Raw genomic sequence first — 21,458 nt, 5'->3', positions numbered from 1 at the left:
ATGCACCAGGCAGGTCAGGGACTTTGGTACTTCCTGTTTCGATTTAGTTGGCAATTTAGGTAGCAAACATGCAGACCCCGCACATTCTTATCGTTGAAGACGAGTTGGTAACACGCAACACGTTAAAAAGTATTTTCGAAGCAGAAGGTTATGATGTATTCGAAGCGACCGATGGCGCGGAAATGCATCAGATCCTGTCTGAAAATGATATCAACCTGGTGATCATGGATATCAACCTGCCAGGCAAAAATGGTCTCCTGTTAGCACGCGAGCTGCGTGAGCAGGCGGACGTCGCGCTGATGTTCCTCACCGGCCGCGATAACGAAGTGGATAAAATCCTTGGCCTCGAAATCGGTGCCGATGATTATATCACTAAACCTTTCAACCCACGTGAACTGACGATTCGCGCGCGCAACCTGCTCTCCCGTACCATGAACCTTGGTACCGTGAGCGAAGAACGCCGTAGCGTAGAAAGCTATAAGTTCAACGGTTGGGAGCTGGATATCAATAGCCGTTCGCTGGTTAGCCCTAATGGTGAGCAGTACAAGCTGCCGCGCAGTGAATTCCGCGCCATGCTGCACTTCTGCGAAAATCCGGGCAAAATCCAGTCGCGTGCGGAACTGCTGAAGAAAATGACCGGCCGTGAGCTGAAGCCGCACGACCGCACCGTGGACGTAACCATCCGTCGCATTCGTAAGCATTTTGAATCCACTCCGGATACCCCGGAAATTATCGCCACCATCCATGGCGAGGGGTACCGCTTCTGTGGAGATCTGCAGGAATAACACCGTTTTTCTTGCTGTCATAACGTAAAAACGGCGCAATTCGCGCCGTTTTTTTTTATTTCCAGATCCTCAGCTTATCGCCATCATCACCGTCTTCGGGCAGTCTCTCTTTTGGCTTCGGGAGAGATAGCGTGTACCAGTCAACGCGACGCGTCAGGAACATCAGCGCGCTGAGCGCCAGCAGTAGTACTCCCGTCCCCAATAGCAGCGCGCTATCTTCTGAACGCAATAGCATCCACATAACGCCATCCAGCAGCAGTAATGCGCAGACAAAAAGAAAGCTGCTACGCCATCCCTTCAGCACCGCGTGCAGATAAACCCCATTGATCAGCGCCCCTATCAGGCTGGCAACGATCCAGGACGGCGTAAAGCCAATATGCTCGGACAGGGCCAGTAATATCAGATAGAACATCACCAGTGACAAACCCACCAGCAGATACTGCATCGGGTGTAAACGGCACTGAGTCAGGCTCTCAAAAACGAAAAACGCCATAAACGTAAGTGAGATTAATAGAATGGCATACTTTGTCGCCCTATCGGTCAGCTGGTACCGATCGGCTGGCGTCGTAACGTTAACGTTGAAAGCGGGCAGTTGACGCCACTCAATCTCGCGATCGTCCATAAAAAACCGGGCCATATTGTTCGCAAACCAGCTACTCTGCCAGCGGGCGCTATAACCTGATGGGGATACCTCACGACTAACCGGGAGAAAATCGCCCAGGAAACCAGGATGCGCCCAGTTACTGGTCAGCTGTAATTGGCTATTGCGTCCGAGCGGCGCGACTGAGAAGCTTCCGGTTCCGTTCAGATTGAGTGTGAATTCAACATCCAGCGTTTTTTGTTGGGGAGTTAACAGCGGCATTGGCATATGAATTCCCTCTCCGCTGCCGCTGATACCGATTCCGGGTTCCACCGGCAGCGCCTCTCCATTAATTTTCGGGGCAATAATGGTGCCAATCCCGCGTGCATCGCTAACGCCGACCACCATAACCGGTTTACCTAACGTAATATTATCTTTTCTGAGTTCAGCCAGACGGGAAACATCAAATTGCGCCTTAATACCCAGATCGTTGTGCCAGATTTGGCCTTCATAAATCCCTATTTTTCTGGATTCAACGTTCTGTTTTCCGGCTATCGCCAGCGACTCAGGTAACCAGTAATGCAGCCAGTGACGTTGATATGTCACCTCTTTTTTATCCTCAATGCGGGTCAATACCTCGGTCACGGGAATGGCGATCAGCGGCCCGACCAATTTCTGCGATCCGCTGGTACTGCTCTCCAGAGCCTCAATGACTTCGCTGCGATAATCCGCGCGTTCAACGATCAGTTGCCGGACGATCATCAGCGGGATCGATAACAGTAAAATACACCCCAGCAGGGTGCTCATTTTCCAGAATAGTGGTGATTTCAACATAGCCCTCTCCTTAGTGATGCGCTTACCTTAAAGGGGCTATGTGGGGAGAATTTGAAGCTATGTGAAGTGAGCGTGAAGTCTCAGCAAAGCGCACACGCCGCCCTCCTGGCGATTAACCAGCTCGATATCGCCCTGATGCAGGCGCGCAACTTCACGAACAAACGCCAGCCCCAGGCCGCTGCTTTTTTGGCCATTATCACGAGGCAGAGAATAGAAACGTTCGAAAACACGCCCCAGCGCGTAGTCGGGAATACCGCTTCCCGTATCGCATACGGTTAATCGCACGCCGCCATCACGTTCTTCCGCGCCAAGGACAATCACCCCTTCAGCAGGAGTAAAATCGATAGCATTATCAAGTAGATTGCCCAATGCCTGCGCCAGGAGCTCACCATCACCCTCTACCGTCAGGGGCGTTTCCTGCCAGCGTAGTGTGAGGTTTTTCGCCACCAGCGCGATGTCGCGCTCCTCGGCCAGACGACGAAAAAGCGCAGCGACGGAGACGGGACGCTGGGCGATCTCCAGCCGATTCTCCAGCCGGGCCTGCTGAAGTAAATTTTCCACCAGCGACTGCATTCGCGCATTCTGCGCCAGGATATTGCGGGTAAAACGCGCGGCGACCTCAGGCGGAGGCGCCTCCCGGAGAATTTCTGCCGCGCCGCGAATCGCCGCTAGCGGGCTCTTCAGTTCATGGGTCAGCGCATAAACGTAGTTCTCAATTGCGTTCTTACCTTCAAGTTTAAGGCGCATACTTTCCAGCGCCTGCGCCAGCTTGCGCAGTTCGCTGCTGCCCGTGTCCGGCAACGGAAGCGGACGGTCAGCGGTCACGGAGTCGGCGTAGCGAACCAGCTTGCCGATGGAAAAGTTAATCCACCATACCATCGCAACGCCGATCAGTAGCGCGATCCCCAGCAGCGCCCCTCCGGCCCACAGAATACGCCGCTCGCTGCGTTTGATGACCGGCGCCATGGCCAGATTGGGTTTTCCGACGCTGAGCACGCCAATGATTCGACCATTATCCATCACCGGCGCGGCAATATACATCACCGAGCTACTATCATCGTCTGGATCGCTGCGCGTGCTGCGCGCCCCGTATTGTCCGCGTAAAGTGAGCCAGACATCGTTCCAGCGCGAATAGTCTTGCCCCAGCGCATTGCCCGCAGAATCAAATACTACCTTGCCCTGCGCATCGGTCATATAGACGTGATATTCATTGCGAACTTTATTAATGCCGGCAATGTTGGCATTGATCGGCTGGCGATGCAGCGTTTGAAAAGCCTGGGCCAGGCGCCCATGCTGGGGATTGGCGGAAAGTAAATCCTCACGGGCCAGCCCGGCAAGCAGGGTCGCCGTATCAATCAGCGTCCCTTCCGTTGCGCGCCGAACACCGGGTTTAATCTCCTGAACGAAGATAGAAAGCACAAACCAGGCAGCAATCGCCACTATCAAAAAGTAGCCCATCAGCAGCCGCATACCGATGCGCATCAGAAGCCTCCAAGGCTGTATCCCATACCGCGGTGCGTATTGATCGGAGAGAGATCGGGATTCACTTCTCGCAGCTTAGCGCGCAGCGTTTTGATATGGGTATCAACGGTACGGTCGAAGCTCTCGTTCGCGTCGCCCCATACTTGCTCCAGCAGCAGCTGGCGGGAAAAAATGCGCCCAGGAGAATGAAGTAGCGTTTTTAATAATAAAAACTCATAGCGGGTCAGATTCAGACCCTGGCCGCACCACGTGACCTGAGCCGCGGCGTCATTCAATGTGAACTCCCCCACGCGCAAAAGCGGTGAAGGGGCGGCGAATTTCTGCAGCCGCCGCAGGACAGTGCGAACCCTGGCGCAAACTTCACGGGGAGAAAATGGCTTGGCGATATAATCATCAGCGCCGATTTCCAGGCCGAGCAGCTTATCCACCTCTTCGCTGCGGGCCGTCAGGAACAGCACCGGCAGCGCAGGATAGCGGGCCAGCAGTCGGCGACATAGCTCAAACCCGCTGATATCAGGCAGGCCGACATCAAGAATCGCGAGGTCGGGTTGGTGATGATGCGCCGCGTCCAGCGCAGGGAGTCCGCGCTCGAACGCCGTAACGATAAATCCTTCTTGTTGCAGCATGTAGACGAGCGTATCCGCGATACTCATCTCATCTTCCACCAACCAGATCCGCGGTTGTTGCATCGGCGTTCCCTGTTATTTATTCCATGGCATAATCGGCACGGCGCTAAGCGCATTTTTCGGCGAGCCATCGACGATTTTATCCGAATAGGTCAAATAGATCAGCGCATTGCGTTTGGCATCGTAAAAACGCACGACCTGCAGCTTTTTAAATACCAGCGAGGTGCGTTTCTGGAACACCACATCGCCCTGAGTTTTACCGTTTTTGATTTTATCCGTCAGCTCAATCGGCCCCACCTGCTGACAGGAAATTGCGGCATCGGAGGTATCCTCCGCCAGTCCTAACCCGCCTTTAATTCCTCCGGTTTTCGCCCGGCTGATGTAGCACGTGACGTTCTGGACATCCGGGTCGTCAAAGGCCTCGACGACGATTTTATGATCCGGCCCAAGGAACTTAAATACGGTATCCACAGAGCCGATTTGTTCCGCCTGCGCCACCTGGCAGCCCGCCAGCAAAAGCATTCCTGCCACTAACTTCTTGTATTTCATATTGTTACCATTCTTAAAAATTTAGCTGAGTGATTATCACATATTAAGAAGAAAAGTTTTATAGATCACAGCTTTACAAAATTACCACCAGAACTTCTGGAATAATCGCATTTAAAAGCAAAAAAAACACTGAATGCTAAAACATCAAAAAATGCTATTATCCGCTACCTTTAGTATCAGGCACCTGAGTTTAAGGATGGGGATATTTTATGGATCAAGCAGGGATTATTCGCGATCTCCTTAGCTGGCTGGAAGGTCACCTGGATCAGCCTCTCTCACTGGACAATGTGGCAGCGAAGGCGGGCTATTCCAAGTGGCATCTGCAAAGAATGTTCAAGGACGTGACCGGCCATGCTATCGGTGCCTATATTCGCGCCCGTCGCTTATCTAAGTCGGCGGTTGCCCTACGCCTGACCGCGCGTCCGATTCTTGATATTGCGCTACAGTATCGCTTTGACTCGCAGCAGACTTTTACTCGCGCCTTTAAAAAGCAGTTTTCGTTGACGCCAGCCCTCTACCGACGCTCTCCAGACTGGAGCTCCTACGGTATGCGCCCTCCGCTGCGTCTGGGCGAGTTCACCATGCCGCACTATGAATTCGTCACGCTGAATACCACTCAGCTGGTCGGCGTCACCCAGAGCTACACCTGTAAGCTCGAGGAGATCTCCGATTTCCGTAATCAGATGCGCGTCCAGTTCTGGCGTGAATTCCTCGCCAATACGCCATCGATTCCCCCGACGCTATACGGTCTGCATGAGCCGCGTCCTAGCCTCGATAAAGACGATGAGCAGGAGGTGTTTTACACCACCGCGCTGACGCCGGAGCTGGCAAACGGCCACCTGCATAACGCCCATCCGGTGATACTGGAAGGCGGCGAATACGTGATGTTTACCTACGAAGGATTGGGCACCGGGTTGCAGGAGTTTATTCTGACGGTTTACGGCACCTGCATGCCGATGCTTAACCTCACCCGTCGTAAGGGCCTGGATATCGAACGTTTCTTCCCGGAAGATGAAAGCCGGAATCAGGAACCGCCTATTCAGCTGCGCTGCGAATACCTGATCCCGATTCGTCGTTAACGCTGTAGCTCATCCATCGCGGGGGCATCGAGATGCGACACATCCCCCGCAGTTTCCACCACCCATCCCGACGCCAGCCAGGGACTTTGCTGGTAGTCAACGCGGGAAATAGAGCAGTTGCGTAGACGCAGGCGACGCTCCGCGTAAGCGGGCAGACCAAGAATCGTACTCACCAGACATCCCAGCGCCATCCCATGGCTCACTAGCAGCGGTCGGCTACCCGCGGGCAATTCCAGACAAGACGTCAGCGCCGCGTGCATACGCTCGCTCAGCTCCTGCATTGACTCCCCCTGCGGGATACGCCCGTCGGGCGTGCCGTTAACCAGCTGTCGACGCCAACCCTCCTCTTCTTCGCTCAGCGAGTCGATATGGCGCTTTTCAAGCACGCCCATATCCAGCTCACGCAAGCGCGAATCGGCCACGACGCTGCATCCGCAGGCTTCAGCGATGATTTCTGCGGTACGGCGCGTCCGGCCTAAATCGCTGGCGATAATATGCGTAATCCCCAACGTTCTGGCGCGCTCGCCCACCTGCCAGGCCTGACGCTCACCGTGGGCGGTAAGCGGGCTGTCGGACTGGCCCTGAATACGTCGCTCGGCGTTCCACTGCGTTTCACCGTGGCGAACAAGGTATACCTGTAACATGCTTTATTATCCGTTCTGAGCTCTTAACCCTCGAGCTACAAGCATAGCCGCCTGCAGCAAGAATGATTTGGAGTATACTGCGATGATGTTTAGTAATTCTGAGTTGTTTTGATTATGCACCATGTTGTCTCAGCTACCACTAATCCCGCCAAAATTCAGGCAATTCTGCAGGCTTTTAACGAGATCTTCGGCGAAGGATCCTGCCACATTGAGTCCATCTCCGTCGAGAGCGGCGTGCCGGAACAGCCTTTTGGCAGCGACGAAACGCGCGCTGGCGCACGAAATCGCGTGGCTAACGCGCGTCGCGCACGGCCAAACGCGGACTTCTGGGTCGCCATTGAAGCCGGAATCGACGAAGGCAGCACCTTTAGCTGGGTGACGATCGACGACGGCAACCTGCGCGGCGAAGCGCGCTCGGCGACCCTGCCGCTACCGCGGGTCATTCTTGAAAAAGTCCAGGCAGGAGAAGCCCTGGGGCCGGTGATGTCTCAGCATACCGGCATCGATGAAATTGGCCGCAAAGAGGGCGCTATCGGCGTATTCACGGCCGGAAAACTGACGCGCAGCAGCGTTTATCATCAGGCCGTCGTGCTGGCGCTAAGCCCGTTCCATAACGCTATTTACCGCTAGCGTTAATCAACGCCTGTTCCAGCCACAGACGCAGCTCCGCCGGGGCCGATTTGAGGCTGTTCGAACCGCGGGTAATGGTGGCGATCCCGGCGCCGAGTTCGTTTTTCAGCTCGCGCTGGCTCATCTCGCCGCGCAGCAACTCTTCAATGATGCGCACCCGCGTGCCGAGCGCCTCGCGCTCGTCGGGCGTCAGCATGAGCTGTAAAAGCGGCAGATGGAGGTCGTCGGCGTACGCTTGCTGCAGGAGGGCGACAAAACGCAGCCACTCCTGATGACGCTGTTCGGCCACGGCCGCTGAATAGGGGGATTGTTGGGTCATGTTACGCCACCTGTCAAATGTACTCACTAACGAGTACAAAGCATAACATACTTCTGTCCGGACTCTACGGGTTTCGGGCAACATCGCGAAATACGATGTTGCCCGAAGGAGGCTGTATTAATAACGCAGCTTCCATTCCGCATCGCTCAGCAGCGTGTCTTTTTGGCCCATAAAATAGCGATAGTAGGCATCATAGGACAGAACGTTTTTCACATAGCCGCGCGTTTCAGAGAACGGAATGCTCTCGATAAACGCCACCGCGTCAATGCGTCCGCCGCTGTTGCCCCGCCAGGTGCGCACTCGCCCAGGACCAGCGTTATAGGCCGCAGAGGCGAAGATTCGGTTATTGCCAAACTGCTGATAAACATATTGCAGATAGCTGGTACCAATGTTGATGTTCATTTCCGGATCCAGCAGCTGCGATGGACCGTTATAGCCGGGAATACTGAACATGCTCACCGTATGCGTTGCCGTACCCGGCATAATCTGCATCAGACCGCGGGCGCCAACCGGTGAACCGGCTTTCGGGTTCCAGGCGCTCTCCTGGCGCGCGATGGCCATCGCGTAGCTCTGCGGAATATCTTTACCGCTGATGTAGCGGGTAAAGAGGTCGTTATAGGCCAGCGGGAAACGCTCTTCCAGCTGATCCCACAGTTTTCCGGCGATGGTGGCCTGGACGCTCAGATCCCACCAGTCCTGATTAAACGCGTAACGAGCCAGCTGCGCCTGCTGATCTTTGGATTTGCTGGTCACCAGATTTGCCCACTCGCTGCGGGCGGTATTATCCATATTCCAGTACATCAGCTCGCGGACCCGCGCCATTTCCGGCCCCGAGGTCAACGCCGGATCGAGGTTCGCCGGCGCTTTGTCGATGCGGAAAGTGTACTCCTCGCCCAGGCGCTGGGCAGCGACCATCGGATAGAAGCCGCGCTGCTGCATCAACGAACGGAGAATATCTTTCGCTTCGTCATCGCGTCCGCGCTCCAGCAGCAGATCGGCCTGCCAATAGCGCCATTCGTCCTTCTCTTTCGCCTCCATCGGCAAACGCGCCAGCCAGGTGTTCAGGCCACGCCGATCCCCAAGCCCCAGCGCCATACGTACCCGGCGCTCCACCAGCGAGGTGGATTGCGAACGCATAATGGCGTCGTCGCGCCAGATGGCCTGCTCTTCGGTCACGTCGCTGCCCATCAGGCGCCAGGCGACGATATCCCGCAGCTCCTGAATCTGATCTTCATTGAGCTGCTGCGCCTGCGCTAATGAGGGGATCATCAGGCGCGCGTTTTCCACATCCTGCCGGGCAACGCTGGCAAACGCGACTGCCGCCATCTGGCGGGTGAAATCCGTCGCACCGGTTGTGCGGGCGAAGGTCATCACGCTATTGGGATCGTTAGCCAACGCGATGACCGCCGTCGAAATGGTTTGATAATCGGCAGGCATCTGCTGGGCCAGGACCCGTACCAGACTGGTATTTCCCGCTTTCATCGCCAGGCGAATGCGTTCAAGGTAGGCCAGCGGATCCTGCTGGCCGGAGGCGCGCCAGGCGCCAAATAGCTGGTCACAGGCGTTTGGCTGGCTTTTGCCGCTCAGCCACAGCGCTTTCGCCCCGTCCCAGGCCTCCTGAGCCTGGCCGACGTTCCACTTCGCATAGTAGTAATTGCACTGCGCCTCGGTGCCGGTCGGCTTATCCGGGCTGAAGGCCAGCAGGCCGCGCCAGTCGCTGCGGCGCGCCAGTTCGTTGACGAACCGTGATTTCAGTGAACGCGCGGGAGGCAGCGTAGGGTTGGCGGCGATAAAATTGGTCACCACCAGCGCCGGTTGGTTCATCAGATCATCGGTAATCTGCCGGTACTGGAGATAAGGATAGAGCGGATAGGTCGTTAGCGTGGGCATCAGCTGATTGACGACATCCATTTGTCGACTGTCCCACGCCTGTTTAACTTGAGCATAGCGGCTGCGCTGTTCATCCAGTGAATCCGCATGCGCCAGTTGGCTTAACGTCAGCAGACTTACGCCGGCGGCCAGAAGACGCCACGTCACAGTTTTGGCTTTTTCCACAAGCTCTTCCTCTATTCAGATACACCACAACAGCATCATGCCGCGGGCAAAAATTTCAGGTATTACGTAGATATGCTAATCAGACAACGCGAATCGCGCCACGTCCCGGACATTTTTTTACGCTTTTGTGAATCCCATCGCCTCACTGGGATTAAAGCGCGAAAAAGGCTACACTTCGCCTTTGAAAACTATTCACTACCCTACTCAAAATCATTCTGGCTGCATCAAGCTAGCCTGAGGGATGAAGAGTATATAAAAGAGGCGAAGTCCAACGTGGCTCAATTCGTTTATACCATGCATCGTGTCGGCAAAGTGGTTCCGCCGAAACGTCATATTCTGAAAAATATCTCCCTGAGCTTTTTCCCGGGCGCAAAAATCGGCGTTCTCGGCCTGAACGGCGCTGGTAAGTCGACCCTGCTGCGTATTATGGCCGGCATCGATACCGATATCGAAGGCGAAGCGCGTCCGCAGCCAGGTCTGAAAATCGGCTATCTGCCACAGGAGCCGCAGCTCAATCCGGAGCAGACCGTACGTGAGTCGGTTGAAGAAGCAGTGGCCGAAGTGGTCAATGCGCTGAAAGGCCTGGACGAGGTGTACGCCAAATACGCGGAGCCGGATGCCGACTTTGATAAGCTCGCCGCTCAGCAGGGCAAGTTCGAAGAGATTATCCAGGCGCACGATGGCCATAACCTGAACGTCCAGCTTGAGCGCGCGGCGGATGCCCTGCGTCTGCCGGACTGGGACGCGAAAATCGCCAATCTGTCCGGTGGTGAGCGCCGCCGCGTCGCGCTGTGCCGCCTGCTGCTGGAAAAGCCAGACATGCTGCTGCTCGACGAACCAACCAACCACCTGGACGCAGAGTCCGTGGCCTGGCTGGAACGCTTCCTGCACGACTTCGAAGGCACCGTGGTGGCGATCACCCACGACCGTTACTTCCTCGATAACGTCGCCGGCTGGATCCTTGAGCTGGACCGCGGCGAAGGTATTCCGTGGGAAGGTAACTACTCCTCCTGGCTGGAGCAGAAAGATCAGCGTCTGGCGCAGGAAGCATCTCAGGAAGCGGCGCGCCGTAAGTCAATCGAGAAAGAGCTGGAGTGGGTCCGTCAGGGCGCGAAAGGCCGTCAGTCTAAGGGCAAAGCCCGTCTGGCGCGCTTTGAAGAGCTTAACAACGTCGAGTACCAGAAGCGTAACGAGACCAACGAACTGTTTATTCCACCAGGCGCACGTCTGGGAGATAAAGTGGTTGAAGTTAGCAACCTGCGTAAGTCCTATGGCGACCGCCTGCTGATTGACGACCTGAGCTTCTCGGTACCGAAAGGCGCTATCGTCGGCATCATCGGTCCTAACGGCGCGGGTAAATCGACCCTGTTCCGCATGATGTCCGGTCAGGAACAGCCTGATGCCGGTTCAATCACCCTGGGTGAAACCGTCAAGCTGGCCTCCGTCGATCAGTTCCGCGACGCCATGGACAACAGCAAAACCGTATGGGAAGAAGTTTCCGGCGGGCTGGATATCATGAAAATTGGCAACACCGAGATGCCAAGCCGCGCCTACGTGGGCCGCTTTAACTTCAAAGGCGTTGACCAGGGCAAGCGCGTTGGCGAGCTGTCCGGCGGTGAGCGCGGCCGTCTGCATCTGGCGAAGCTGCTGCAGGTGGGCGGTAACGTCCTGCTGCTCGATGAACCGACCAACGACCTGGATATCGAAACCCTGCGCGCGCTGGAAAACGCCCTGCTGGAGTTCCCGGGCTGCGCGATGGTCATCTCGCACGACCGTTGGTTCCTCGACCGTATCGCGACCCATATTCTGGACTACCAAGATGAAGGTAAGGTGGAGTTCTTCGAAGGTAACTTTACCGAATACGAAGAGTATAAGAAACGCACCCTCGGCGCCGATGCGCTGGAGCCGAAGCGTATCAAGTACAAACGTATCGCGAAATAAAAGCAAAAGGGCAACGCAGGTTGCCCTTTTTGGTGGTTGCTCCTCACCCTGTGGGTGACGCAGAGGAGCTTAGCTATCCCTGCTCGCCCATCATCTCTTTTACCAGCTCAACGCAGCGCAGGAAGCGGGCATCGTAATCGGCCTCTTTCACATGCACAAAATCTATCTCATTCTCTTTGAGCAACGACACCAGCATCGTCTGAAACTCCTTGCGGTCTACCGAGCTGCCAAGACTACGTAAACCGTCGGCCACCCACGGCGTGTTGTTTTCCAGCAGGATGACCAGGTCAAAACGATATTCGTCGATCAGCGCCTGAACAAAGGGATGTTCCCGCCCCTCGTACTTGAGACAGAACGCCTGGGTGCTGACAAAGTCCGTGTCGATGAACGCCACCTTGTTGGCATATTTCACCGCGAAATCAATATATTGCGCGTGACCGAGGGCAATTTTGTCATAGTCGGAGTATTGCAGCGCCATCTCATCGCCGCCGAGGTGCGAAAAGACGTAGTCGCGGCCATATTCCCAGGCGCTGGTAGTATTAAAGATATTGGATAGCTTATTCACCAGCGTCGACTTACCGCTCGACTCACCGCCGAGAATCGCCACCGTGCGCACGAAAAACGGCTTCACTTCGGTAGGAATATATTCCCAGTAGCGGAACGGGTTTTCACGAATCTGTCCGCCGCTGATGTTCATAAAGGTGCGTTTAGGATCGATCAGAACGGTTTCAATACCCAGATGCTCCAGATACTGCGGCGCATCGCCCTCTTCCGAGGTGTAGATCCAGTTAGGCTCGATGCCCTTCTCGCTCATAAAGGCGCGGATCCCGCGGCTCCAGACGTCCCAGCCGTGCGGATAGGGTTCCATTCCCTCTTCATTGAAGGCGTGGATGCGGATGTTCTTCTGGTATTTGAAGGTTTGCAGCAGCCAGCGCAGGCGGTCAGGTACGGTCGGCTGCTGCGACATCGCGCTCTTTTCAAACAGCTCACGGTCACGGGGATCGTCGTAGCCCATAATGATATGCAGCTCATCGACTTGGCTACAGGCGCGCTGAATCAAGTAGATGTGCCCGGTATGCAGCGGGTAAAACTTACCAAATACCACGCCAACGCTTTTTTGCCGACGCGGAAACTCCAGCCCGAGAAACCGGTGCAGCGCTTCCAGCTTCTGCGCGCTGGGGCTTTTAATTTTCGCGTTCAGCAGCTGGCTCAGATAGCCTTTTGTCATCCCGCTGGCGTCAGCTACCTGCTGTAGCGTACAACCCTTCTGCTTAATGGCGCTTTTTAAATAGTCAAATGACGACATAGCGAGTCTCCTTTTCACTTATTATAAGTCGTCAAAGACGCTAAGTGCGTCCGCAAGCTTTTTCACGCCAAAGATTTGCATCCCTTCCGGCGCTTTTTTCGGCACATTCGCTGCCGGAACAATCGCCCGACGAAAGCCATGCTTAGCCGCTTCAGAGATACGCTCCTGGCCGCTCGGCACCGGGCGAATTTCGCCTGCGAGACCCACTTCGCCAAAAACCACCAGGTCCTGGGGCAGCGGACGGTCGCGCAGGCTGGAAACCATCGCCAGCAGCAGCGCCAGATCGGCGCTGGTTTCGGTGACCTTCACCCCACCAACCACGTTGACGAAGACGTCCTGGTCGGCCATCTGCAGACCGCCGTGACGATGCAGAACCGCCAGCAGGATCGCCAGACGGTTCTGCTCAAGCCCCACCGCCACGCGGCGCGGGTTGGACATCATCGAGTGATCGACCAGCGCCTGGATCTCCACCAGCAGCGGTCGCGTGCCTTCCCAGACCACCATCACCGAACTACCGGAAGTCACTTCGTCCCCGCGGCTCAAAAAGATGGCCGAGGGGTTGCTCACTTCACGTAGACCCTGCTCGGTCATGGCGAATACGCCCAGCTCGTTGACCGCGCCGAAGCGGTTTTTATGGCTGCGCAGGGTGCGGAAACGAGAGTCGGCGTCGCCGTCGAGCAGCACGGAGCAGTCGATACAATGCTCCAGCACTTTCGGCCCGGCCAGCGAGCCGTCTTTGGTAACGTGGCCGACCATGACGATAGCCACGCCGCGCGTCTTGGCAAAGCGCGTTAAATAGGCCGCCGTTTCGCGCACCTGGGCCACACTGCCCGGCGACGACTGCACGTCGGCCATATGCATTACCTGGATGGAGTCGATAACCATCAGCTGCGGCTTTTCTTCATCGGCAATCTGGCAAATCTGCTCAATGCTGGTTTCTGACAGCATATTCAGATTGGCCGTCGGCAGGCCTAAACGGTGAGCGCGCATCGCCACCTGCTGAAGCGACTCTTCCCCGGTGACGTAGAGCGTTTTCATGCCTTCGGCGAGCTTACACAGGGTTTGCAGCAGCAGCGTCGACTTACCCGCGCCGGGATTGCCGCCGATCAGAATCGCGCTCCCCGGCACCACGCCGCCGCCGAGCACGCGGTCAAACTCTTTAAATCCGGTAGAAAAACGCGGCAGTGCTTCCAGGCTGATATCGGAGAGCTTCTGCACTTTCGACACGCCGGCATTACCGGCATACCCTGACAAGCGTTCGTTTCTTGCCACCTGCGGCGAAGCGGCAATGCGCATCTCGGTTATGGTATTCCAGGCATGACAGGCGCTGCACTGCCCCTGCCAGCGCGGATAATCCGCACCGCATTCATTACAGACAAATGCGCGTTTTGGAGCTTTCGCCACGTTAACCTCTTACTTTTGATTCATGCTGCCGGAGAGAATACAGAATACCCCCATCAGGTCAGCGTGGCGGATTGTCACTTCCGCCAGTTCATTAACTTTTGGCTTAGCATGATAGGCAATGCCGAGCCCTGCCGCTTTAATCATCGGCAGATCGTTTGCGCCATCGCCAATGGCGACGGTTTGCGCCGGCGGGATCTCATACTTTTCCGCCAGTTTACGCAGCGTATTGGCTTTATATTTCGCATCGACAATATCGCCGATGACGTTGCCGGTCAGCTTACCGTCCATGATCTCCAGTTCGTTGGCGAACACCGCGTCGAGATGCAGCTTGTCGCGCAGATATTCGGCAAAGAAGGTGAAGCCGCCGGAGGCGATCGCCACCTTCCAGCCAAGCGTTTCCAACTTCAGCACCAACTGGGTCAACCCCGGCATCAGCGGTAGCGTTTCGCGCACCTGCAGCAGAATGCTGGCATCGGCATCTTTCAGGGTCGCCACGCGCTGGCGCAGGCTGGCGGTGAAATCAAGTTCGCCGCGCATCGCGCGCTCGGTCACTTCCGAGACCAGCTCGCCGGTCCCGGCCAGTTTGGCGATTTCATCGATACACTCAATTTGAATCGCCGTCGAGTCCATATCCATGACCAGTAAGCCCGGCGTACGTAAATGCGGGATTTTGCCCAGCGGCGCCACGTCAAACCCGGCCTCATGGGCCAGACGGGTGGCACGAAGCGTAAGGGAGCCCGCCAGCCGCATCACCTGGTAGTCGTCAACCGCCCAGGAGGCGACGATAACCAGCGCCGCGCCCAGCTCGCGCTGCCACTCGGTCAGACGATGCTTGTTAATGCCGCGACCATACAGCAGCCAACCGCTGCGTCCGGCATGATAGTCCAACGGCATGACCTCATCACCGCTCAGGGAAAGCGGCAATCCAGGCCACAGGGAAACATCTTCAGGCAGGTCGCACCAGGTCAAACTGTTTGGCATCACGGCTCCACATAACTTCATTCAGGCGAGGAAAATAACGCATGAGGCTACCTTGTAACCAGCGCTTCTGGCAACATTAAGCTGCAAATTTTCAAAGGTGGAATATGGTACGCGCAAAACTTAAATTCCGACTGCATCGCGCGGTAATTGTTCTGATCTGTCTCGCACTCCTCGTCGCCCTGATGCAGGGGGCCTCCTGGTTCAGCCAGAACAGTCAGAAGCAGCGCAATCCGCAGCTGGAAGAACTGGCACGCACGCTCGCCCAGCAGGTCACGCTAAACCTGGCGCCGCTGTTGCGTAGCGAAACGCCTGATGAAAAGCGGATTAGCCAGCTGCTGGAACAGCTTACCCACAAAAGTCGCATCCTCGACGCCGGCGTTTATGACGAACAGGGCGACCTGGTGGCGCGTTCCGGCGAAAGCGTCGAGGTACGCGATCGGCTGGCGCTGGACGGTAAAAAAGCGGGCGGTTACTTCAACCAGCAAATCGTCGAGCCTATCCAGGGTAAAAACGGCCCGCTCGGCTACCTGCGCCTGACGCTGGATACCCATACCTTAGCCACCGAAGCGCAGCAGGTCGATAATACCACCAATATCCTGCGTCTGATGCTGCTGCTATCGTTGGCCATCGGCGTCGTCCTGACGCGCACCCTGCTGCAGGGGAAACGTACCCGCTGGCAGCAATCGCCTTTCCTGCTCACCGCCAATAAGCCGGTGCAGGATGAAGATAAAGATGAATCAGAATAAGGAAATCACTATGTCTACGCTGCGCCTGCTGCTCTCTGACTCTTACGACCCCTGGTTCAACCTGGCGGTTGAGGAGTCTATTTTTCGCCAGATGCCCGCCACTCAGCGGGTGCTGTTCCTGTGGCGCAATGCCGATACGGTGGTCATTGGCCGGGCGCAAAACCCGTGGAAAGAGTGCAATACCCGACGCATGGAAGAAGATAACGTGCGCCTGGCGCGTCGCAGCAGCGGCGGCGGCGCGGTATTCCACGATCTGGGCAATACCTGCTTTACCTTTATGGCTGGCAAACCGGAGTACGATAAAACCGTTTCCACGAATATCGTCCTGTCGGCGCTGAATGCGCTGGGCGTCACGGCGGAAGCCTCGGGCCGTAACGATCTGGTGGTCAAAACCGCCGACGGCGAGCGCAAGGTCTCCGGTTCCGCCTATCGCGAAACGATGGATCGCGGCTTTCACCACGGTACGCTGCTGCTGAACGCCGATTTAAGCCGCCTGGCCAACTACCTCAATCCCGATAAGAAGAAGCTGCAGGCCAAAGGCATTACCTCCGTGCGCGGACGGGTAGCCAATCTGGTCGAGCTGCTGCCGGGCATTACCCATCAGCAGGTTTGCGAGGCGATTCAGGAGGCGTTCTTCGCCCATTACGGCGAGCGCGTAGAGGCCGAAGTTATCTCTCCGGAGAAAATGCCGGACCTGCCGAATTTTCCCGCAACCTTTGCACGACAGAGCAGTTGGGAGTGGAACTTTGGCCAGGCGCCCGCCTTTAGCCATCTGCTGGATGAACGTTTTACCTGGGGCGGCGTAGAGCTCCATTTCGATGTTGAAAAAGGCCATATCACGCGCACGCAGATTTTTACCGACAGCCTCAACCCGGCGCCGCTGGAGGCGCTGGCTACCAGATTGCAGGGCTGCCTCTACCGCGCGGATATACTGCAACAGGAGTGCGAGGCGTTATTGGCGGATTTCCCGGAGCAGGAGAAAGCGCTGCGGGAGCTGTCGGCATGGATTGCCGGCGCGGTGCGCTAGCGCGGTCAAAGCCTCTCATCCCGGCCCTCTCCCATAGGGAGAGGGAGGAAGAGATGATTACTCTTTATCGCCCAGCAGAACGGATTCCAGCGCGATTTTAATCATGTCGTTGAAGGTCGTCTGACGTTCAGCGGAGCTGGTCTGCTCGTGGGTACGGATGTGGTCGGAGACCGTGCAGATGGTCAGCGCTTTAGCGCCAAATTCCGCCGCGACGCCGTAGATCCCGGCCGCTTCCATTTCCACGCCCAGGATGCCGTATTTTTCCATCACGTCGAACATTTCACCGCCGTCCGGCGCATAGAACAGGTCAGCGGAAAAAATGTTGCCCACGCGAGCGTCAACGCCCAGCGCTTTTGCCGCGTCAACCGCGTTACGCACCATGCCAAAGTCGGCAATCGCCGCAAAGTCGTGGTCCTTAAAACGCATACGGTTAACTTTAGAGTCGGTGCAGGCACCCATGCCGATAACCACGTCGCGCAGCTTAACGTCCATACGCACCGCGCCGCAGGAGCCTACGCGAATGATTTTTTTTACGCCGAAGTCGGTGATCAGCTCTTTTGCGTAAATGGAGCAGGACGGGATCCCCATACCGTGACCCATAACGGAAATTTTGCGGCCTTTATAGGTACCGGTGAAGCCCAGCATACCGCGCACGTTGTTCACTTCACGAACATCTTCAAGGAACGTTTCTGCAATGTGCTTCGCGCGCAGCGGGTCGCCCGGCATCAGCACAACGTCAGCGAAATCGCCCATTTCTGCATTAATGTGTGGAGTAGCCATCGTTAAATCCTTCTGAATGTTGTTGCCTGCTGGCGGCAGCGCCTTATCAGGCCTACAAAAAAGGCCCGGGGAGCGTCGCTCACCGGGAAAATAATCACAGCATGTTTTTGCCGTAGTCCATCGCAGAGGTACCGAAGTACGTCGCCAGGGTCTGGCCAATATCAGCGAAGGTTTCACGGTGCCCCAGCGAGCCCGGCTTCACTTTCGGGCCATAGATCAGCACCGGAATGTGTTCACGAGTATGGTCGGTACCGGTCCAGGTCGGGTCGCAGCCGTGGTCGGCGGTCAGGATCAGAATGTCATCTTCCCCGACCAGCGCCATCAGCTCCGGCAGACGGCGATCGAACAGCTCCAGCCCTGCGGCATAGCCTGCAACGTCGCGGCGGTGGCCCCAGGAAGAGTCGAAGTCTACGAAGTTGGTGAAGACGATGGTTTCGTCCCCCGCTTCTTTCATCTCTTTGATGGTGGCGTCAAACAGCGCATCCAGGCCCGTCGCTTTCACTTTTTTAGTGATACCGCAGTTGGCGTAGATATCGGCGATTTTACCCACCGATACGACCTGGCCCTTTTTCTCGTCGACCAGCTTCTGCAGTACCGTCGGCGCCGGCGGCTCAACGGCCAAATCGTGGCGGTTACCGGTGCGCTGGAAGTTGCCGGCTTTGTCTCCGATAAACGGACGCGCGATCACGCGACCAATGTTGTAGCCGCCTTCGGTCAGCTCTTCACGCGCGATTTCACACAGCTCGTACAGCTTATCGAGACCATAGGTCTCTTCATGGCAGGCAATCTGGAATACCGAGTCAGCGGAGGTATAGAAAATCGGCTTGCCGGTTTTCATATGCTCTTCGCCCAGCTGGTCGAGGATAACGGTACCGGAAGAGTGACAGTTGCCGAGGTAGCCCGGCAGGTTGGCGCGCTTAACCAGTTTATCCAGAAGCTCCTGCGGGAAGCTGTTTTCATGCTCGGGGAAATAGCCCCAGTCAAAGAGAACCGGTACGCCGGCGATTTCCCAGTGGCCTGACGGGGTGTCTTTACCTGAAGAGAGCTCATGCGCCCATGCGTAAGCGCCGATAACGTCCGCGTTGCCGTCCATACCGGCGGCAATTTTACCGGTAGAACCCTCATGGGCTTTAACCAGCCCCAGACGGGTCAGATTCGGTAGATTGAGCGGGCCTTTGCGGCCGTTGTCAGCCTCGCCTTTGGCGCAGGCTTCTGCAATATGGCCCATGGTGTCTGAACCGACGTCGCCAAAGCGATCGGCGTCTTCAGTCGCACCGATGCCGAATGAGTCCAGCACCATAATAAATGCACGTTTCATATTATTCTCCGTACCTTTTGCGCTGCAAAAAAGCGATCAGATCAGTATATAACTATTCGGTGATACGACGATAGACCGTCGGCGTCATTTCAGGCGCTTTATCGTCAAGTTTAATGGCCGCTTTCACGGCTTTGGCCGCTTCCTGCCAGCTGTTTTCGTCTTTAGCATGGATAACCGCCAGCGGCTGCTGTGCGTCGATACGCGCGCCGAGGCGAACCATATCGGTGAAACCGACGCTGTAATCAATCAGATCCGATGCCTGACGGCGACCGCCGCCCATTGACACCACCGCCATGCCCAGCGCGCGGGTGTCCATTTCGGCGACAAACCCTTCGCCTTCGGCATAGACCGCTTTGCTCAGCATCGCGGACGGCAGATACTTATCGTAGTTTTCCACGAAGTCGTTCGGCCCTTTTTGCGCCGCCACCATCCGGCCGAAGACTTCTGCGGCTTTACCGTTATCCAGCACCGCCTGTAGCTTCGCCCGCGCGTCGGCGTCGTTCTCCGCCAGCTTGCCGGAAATCAGCATCTCGACGCATAGCGCCATCGTCACTTCAAGCAGCCTCGGATTGCGGTACTCGCCGGTGAGGAACTGCACGGCTTCACGCACTTCCACCGCATTACCGGCGCTGGAAGCCAGCACCTGATTCATATCGGTTAACAGCGCGGTCGTTCGCACGCCGGCGCCGTTGGATACCCCGACGATAGCTTCAGCCAGCGCGGCGGAAAGTTCATAAGTAGGCATAAAGGCGCCGCTGCCGACTTTGACATCCATCACTAGGGCGTCCAGGCCTTCCGCCAGCTTCTTGGCGAGAATCGAGGCGGTAATCAGCGGGATAGAGTCCACCGTCGCGGTGATATCGCGCGTGGCGTAAAAACGTTTGTCAGCCGGCGCCAGAGAGCTGGTCTGCCCGATAATCGCGACGCCGACATCTTTAATGATTTCGCGGAAGCGGCTATCGTCCGGGAAAATATCGAACCCCGGAATCGCCTCCAGCTTATCGAGCGTACCGCCGGTGTGCCCGAGGCCGCGCCCGGAGATCATCGGCACATAGCCGCCGCAGGCCGCAACCATCGGCCCCAGCATCAGCGAGGTCACATCGCCTACGCCGCCGGTGGAGTGTTTATCGACGATGGGGCCATTAAGGTTAAGATGCTTCCAGTTCAGAACGGTTCCTGAATCCCGCATCGCCATGGTCAGCGAAACGCGTTCCGGCATAGACATATCGTGGAAAAAAATGGTCATCGCCAGCGCGGCGATCTGCCCTTCTGAGACGCTGTTATCGCGGATACCGTTGATGAAAAAGCGAATTTCTTCATCGCTCAGCGCATGACCATCACGTTTTTTACGAATAATTTCTTGTGCGAGAAACAAGATAACCTCCCGGGGAAAGAGTCAAAGACCAACCGCAGGCCGGACAGCATCCGGCCTTGAGGTCGGCAAATTACGTTTTAGTAGCTGCTGGCGCTCTTACCATCGCCGTGACCCAGCGCTTTCAGCAGGCTTGCCAGCAGGCTGGAGGCGCCAAAACGGTAGTGGCGAGAGTCGGCCCAGTCGGCACCGAACAGCTCATCAGCAATCGCGAGGAATTTTTGCGCGTCTTCTGCGCTACGCACGCCGCCTGCTGGCTTGAAGCCGACGCTCTGCTGAACGCCCATATCGCGGATGACCTCCAGCATGATGCGCGCGCTTTCCGGGGTCGCGTTCACCGGAACTTTACCGGTAGAGGTTTTGATGAAGTCGGCGCCGGCTTTGATGGCGATTTCAGACGCTTTACGAATCAGCGCTTCTTCTTTCAATTCGCCGGTTTCGATAATCACTTTCAGCAGCACGTTTGCTGCCACGCAGGCTTCTTTACAGGCTTTCACCAGGTCAAAACCGACCTGTTCATTGCCCGCAATTAGCGCACGGTAAGGGAACACGACGTCAACTTCGTCAGCGCCGTAAGCGATCGCCGCGCGGGTTTCCGCCAGCGCGATATCAATATCATCGTTACCGTGCGGGAAGTTGGTCACCGTCGCGATACGAATATCCGGGGTACCTTGCTCGTTCAGCGTTTTACGCGCGATCGGGATAAAGCGCGGGTAGATGCATACTGCAGCAGTATTCCCTACCGGTGTTTTGGCCTGGTGACACAGCGCGATCACTTTTTCATTGGTGTCGTCATCATTCAGGGTGGTCAGGTCCATCAGTTTCAACGCGCGCAGGCTGCTTGCCGTTAAATCAGTCATTTCATACTCCGACGGCGTAGTGCCGTTTTAAAGTTTGTTCACCTTGCGAGTCTGTTACTATTGTAACATTCCCTCGCCGCTACACTTCGATACACATCACAGTTAATGAAAACTAATTACTAATTTGCATTACTGTATAG

The 21,458-nt window shown here is 56.3% G+C and carries 20 protein-coding genes; 6 read left to right on the top strand and 14 right to left on the bottom strand.

What is annotated here, in order from left to right; genetic code table 11:
- Positions 1-68 precede the first annotated feature (68 nt).
- Entirely contained in the window at positions 69-785 is a 717-nt protein-coding gene (gene arcA, locus IYV58_RS03915; RefSeq protein ID WP_002887843.1) for a two-component system response regulator ArcA, read from the top strand.
- A 55-nt stretch (positions 786-840) separates the two neighbouring features.
- Here arcA and creD read toward each other — a convergent pair whose 3' ends face one another.
- From creD to creA, 4 genes are read right to left on the bottom strand one after another with little or no spacing between them, the layout of a single operon-like run.
- A complete protein-coding gene (gene creD / locus IYV58_RS03910; RefSeq protein ID WP_004128733.1) occupies positions 841-2,199 on the bottom strand; it encodes a cell envelope integrity protein CreD in 1,359 nt (452 codons plus the stop codon).
- Between the two features lie 57 nt (positions 2,200-2,256).
- Positions 2,257-3,681, bottom strand: a complete 1,425-nt coding sequence (gene creC, locus IYV58_RS03905) for a two-component system sensor histidine kinase CreC (RefSeq protein ID WP_087828604.1) — start codon at positions 3,679-3,681, stop codon at positions 2,257-2,259.
- Complete coding sequence (gene creB / locus IYV58_RS03900; protein WP_004128730.1) at positions 3,681-4,370, bottom strand: two-component system response regulator CreB; 690 nt, start codon at positions 4,368-4,370, stop codon at positions 3,681-3,683. The genes creC and creB overlap by 1 nt, the downstream gene beginning before the upstream one ends.
- A gap of 12 nt (positions 4,371-4,382) precedes the next feature.
- Positions 4,383-4,856: a protein CreA gene (gene creA, locus IYV58_RS03895; protein ID WP_004128728.1), complete on the bottom strand. Its 474-nt coding sequence runs from the start codon at positions 4,854-4,856 to the stop codon at positions 4,383-4,385.
- Positions 4,857-5,065: 209 nt separating this feature from the next.
- Here creA and robA point away from each other — a divergent pair, with 209 nt between their 5' ends.
- Positions 5,066-5,935, top strand: a complete 870-nt coding sequence (gene robA, locus IYV58_RS03890; protein ID WP_004128726.1) for an MDR efflux pump AcrAB transcriptional activator RobA — start codon at positions 5,066-5,068, stop codon at positions 5,933-5,935.
- Here the strand turns inward: robA and gpmB are convergent.
- Positions 5,932-6,579, bottom strand: a complete 648-nt coding sequence (gpmB, locus tag IYV58_RS03885) for a 2,3-diphosphoglycerate-dependent phosphoglycerate mutase GpmB (RefSeq protein WP_087828603.1) — start codon at positions 6,577-6,579, stop codon at positions 5,932-5,934. The two genes, robA and gpmB, sit on opposite strands and share 4 nt — an antisense overlap.
- A 114-nt stretch (positions 6,580-6,693) precedes the next feature.
- Between gpmB and yjjX the strand changes: the two genes are divergently transcribed.
- Positions 6,694-7,209 (top strand): inosine/xanthosine triphosphatase, encoded by a 516-nt coding sequence (gene yjjX, locus IYV58_RS03880; RefSeq protein ID WP_142471692.1) that lies wholly within the window; start codon positions 6,694-6,696, stop codon positions 7,207-7,209.
- Here the strand turns inward: yjjX and trpR are convergent.
- Positions 7,196-7,528, bottom strand: a complete 333-nt coding sequence (trpR, locus tag IYV58_RS03875) for a trp operon repressor (RefSeq protein WP_004128720.1) — start codon at positions 7,526-7,528, stop codon at positions 7,196-7,198. The two genes, yjjX and trpR, sit on opposite strands and share 14 nt — an antisense overlap.
- Before the next feature lie 117 nt (positions 7,529-7,645).
- A complete protein-coding gene (sltY, locus tag IYV58_RS03870; RefSeq protein ID WP_142471691.1) occupies positions 7,646-9,583 on the bottom strand; it encodes a murein transglycosylase in 1,938 nt (645 codons plus the stop codon).
- 273 nt (positions 9,584-9,856) lie between these two features.
- Between sltY and ettA the strand changes: the two genes are divergently transcribed.
- The gene (gene ettA, locus IYV58_RS03865) at positions 9,857-11,524 is read left to right on the top strand and encodes an energy-dependent translational throttle protein EttA (protein ID WP_014227837.1); all 1,668 of its coding nucleotides are present in this window, start codon (positions 9,857-9,859) and stop codon (positions 11,522-11,524) included.
- A gap of 73 nt (positions 11,525-11,597) precedes the next feature.
- Here ettA and nadR read toward each other — a convergent pair whose 3' ends face one another.
- The 3 genes from nadR to serB are packed head-to-tail and all read right to left on the bottom strand — an operon-like array spanning position 11,598 to position 15,215.
- On the bottom strand, positions 11,598-12,830 hold the full coding sequence (nadR, locus tag IYV58_RS03860; protein WP_004128716.1) for a multifunctional transcriptional regulator/nicotinamide-nucleotide adenylyltransferase/ribosylnicotinamide kinase NadR: 1,233 nt from the start codon (positions 12,828-12,830) through the stop codon (positions 11,598-11,600).
- Positions 12,831-12,851: 21 nt separating this feature from the next.
- Positions 12,852-14,234, bottom strand: coding sequence for a DNA repair protein RadA (gene radA / locus IYV58_RS03855; RefSeq protein ID WP_004128714.1), 1,383 nt, complete (start codon positions 14,232-14,234; stop codon positions 12,852-12,854).
- 9 nt (positions 14,235-14,243) lie between these two features.
- Positions 14,244-15,215, bottom strand: coding sequence for a phosphoserine phosphatase (gene serB, locus IYV58_RS03850; protein ID WP_195729433.1), 972 nt, complete (start codon positions 15,213-15,215; stop codon positions 14,244-14,246).
- 104 nt (positions 15,216-15,319) lie between these two features.
- On the opposite strand from serB, the gene IYV58_RS03845 reads away from it, so the two are divergent.
- Both IYV58_RS03845 and lplA read left to right on the top strand, forming a co-directional pair.
- Positions 15,320-15,961: a YtjB family periplasmic protein gene (locus tag IYV58_RS03845; RefSeq protein WP_004128710.1), complete on the top strand. Its 642-nt coding sequence runs from the start codon at positions 15,320-15,322 to the stop codon at positions 15,959-15,961.
- Positions 15,962-15,971: 10 nt separating this feature from the next.
- Positions 15,972-16,988 carry a lipoate--protein ligase LplA gene (lplA, locus tag IYV58_RS03840; protein ID WP_004128708.1) on the top strand — a complete coding sequence of 339 codons (1,017 nt, stop codon included), beginning with the start codon at positions 15,972-15,974 and terminating at the stop codon, positions 16,986-16,988.
- Between the two features lie 57 nt (positions 16,989-17,045).
- Here the strand turns inward: lplA and deoD are convergent, their stop codons facing one another.
- The 4 genes from deoD to deoC form a co-directional block, all read right to left on the bottom strand.
- Positions 17,046-17,768 carry a purine-nucleoside phosphorylase gene (gene deoD / locus IYV58_RS03835; protein WP_004098401.1) on the bottom strand — a complete coding sequence of 241 codons (723 nt, stop codon included), beginning with the start codon at positions 17,766-17,768 and terminating at the stop codon, positions 17,046-17,048.
- 94 nt (positions 17,769-17,862) lie between these two features.
- Positions 17,863-19,086, bottom strand: coding sequence for a phosphopentomutase (gene deoB, locus IYV58_RS03830; protein ID WP_049115920.1), 1,224 nt, complete (start codon positions 19,084-19,086; stop codon positions 17,863-17,865).
- A gap of 52 nt (positions 19,087-19,138) precedes the next feature.
- The gene (gene deoA, locus IYV58_RS03825; protein WP_049123169.1) at positions 19,139-20,461 is read right to left on the bottom strand and encodes a thymidine phosphorylase; all 1,323 of its coding nucleotides are present in this window, start codon (positions 20,459-20,461) and stop codon (positions 19,139-19,141) included.
- A gap of 77 nt (positions 20,462-20,538) precedes the next feature.
- A complete protein-coding gene (gene deoC / locus IYV58_RS03820) occupies positions 20,539-21,318 on the bottom strand; it encodes a deoxyribose-phosphate aldolase (RefSeq protein ID WP_195322310.1) in 780 nt (259 codons plus the stop codon).
- Positions 21,319-21,458 lie beyond the last annotated feature (140 nt).

Origin of the sequence: Klebsiella sp. BDA134-6 (genome assembly GCF_015601345.1) — a bacterium.
GTDB lineage: Bacteria > Pseudomonadota > Gammaproteobacteria > Enterobacterales > Enterobacteriaceae > Klebsiella > Klebsiella grimontii.
Note: the sequence above shows the minus strand (reverse complement) of the source record. Positions and strands in the feature narration are given on the sequence as shown.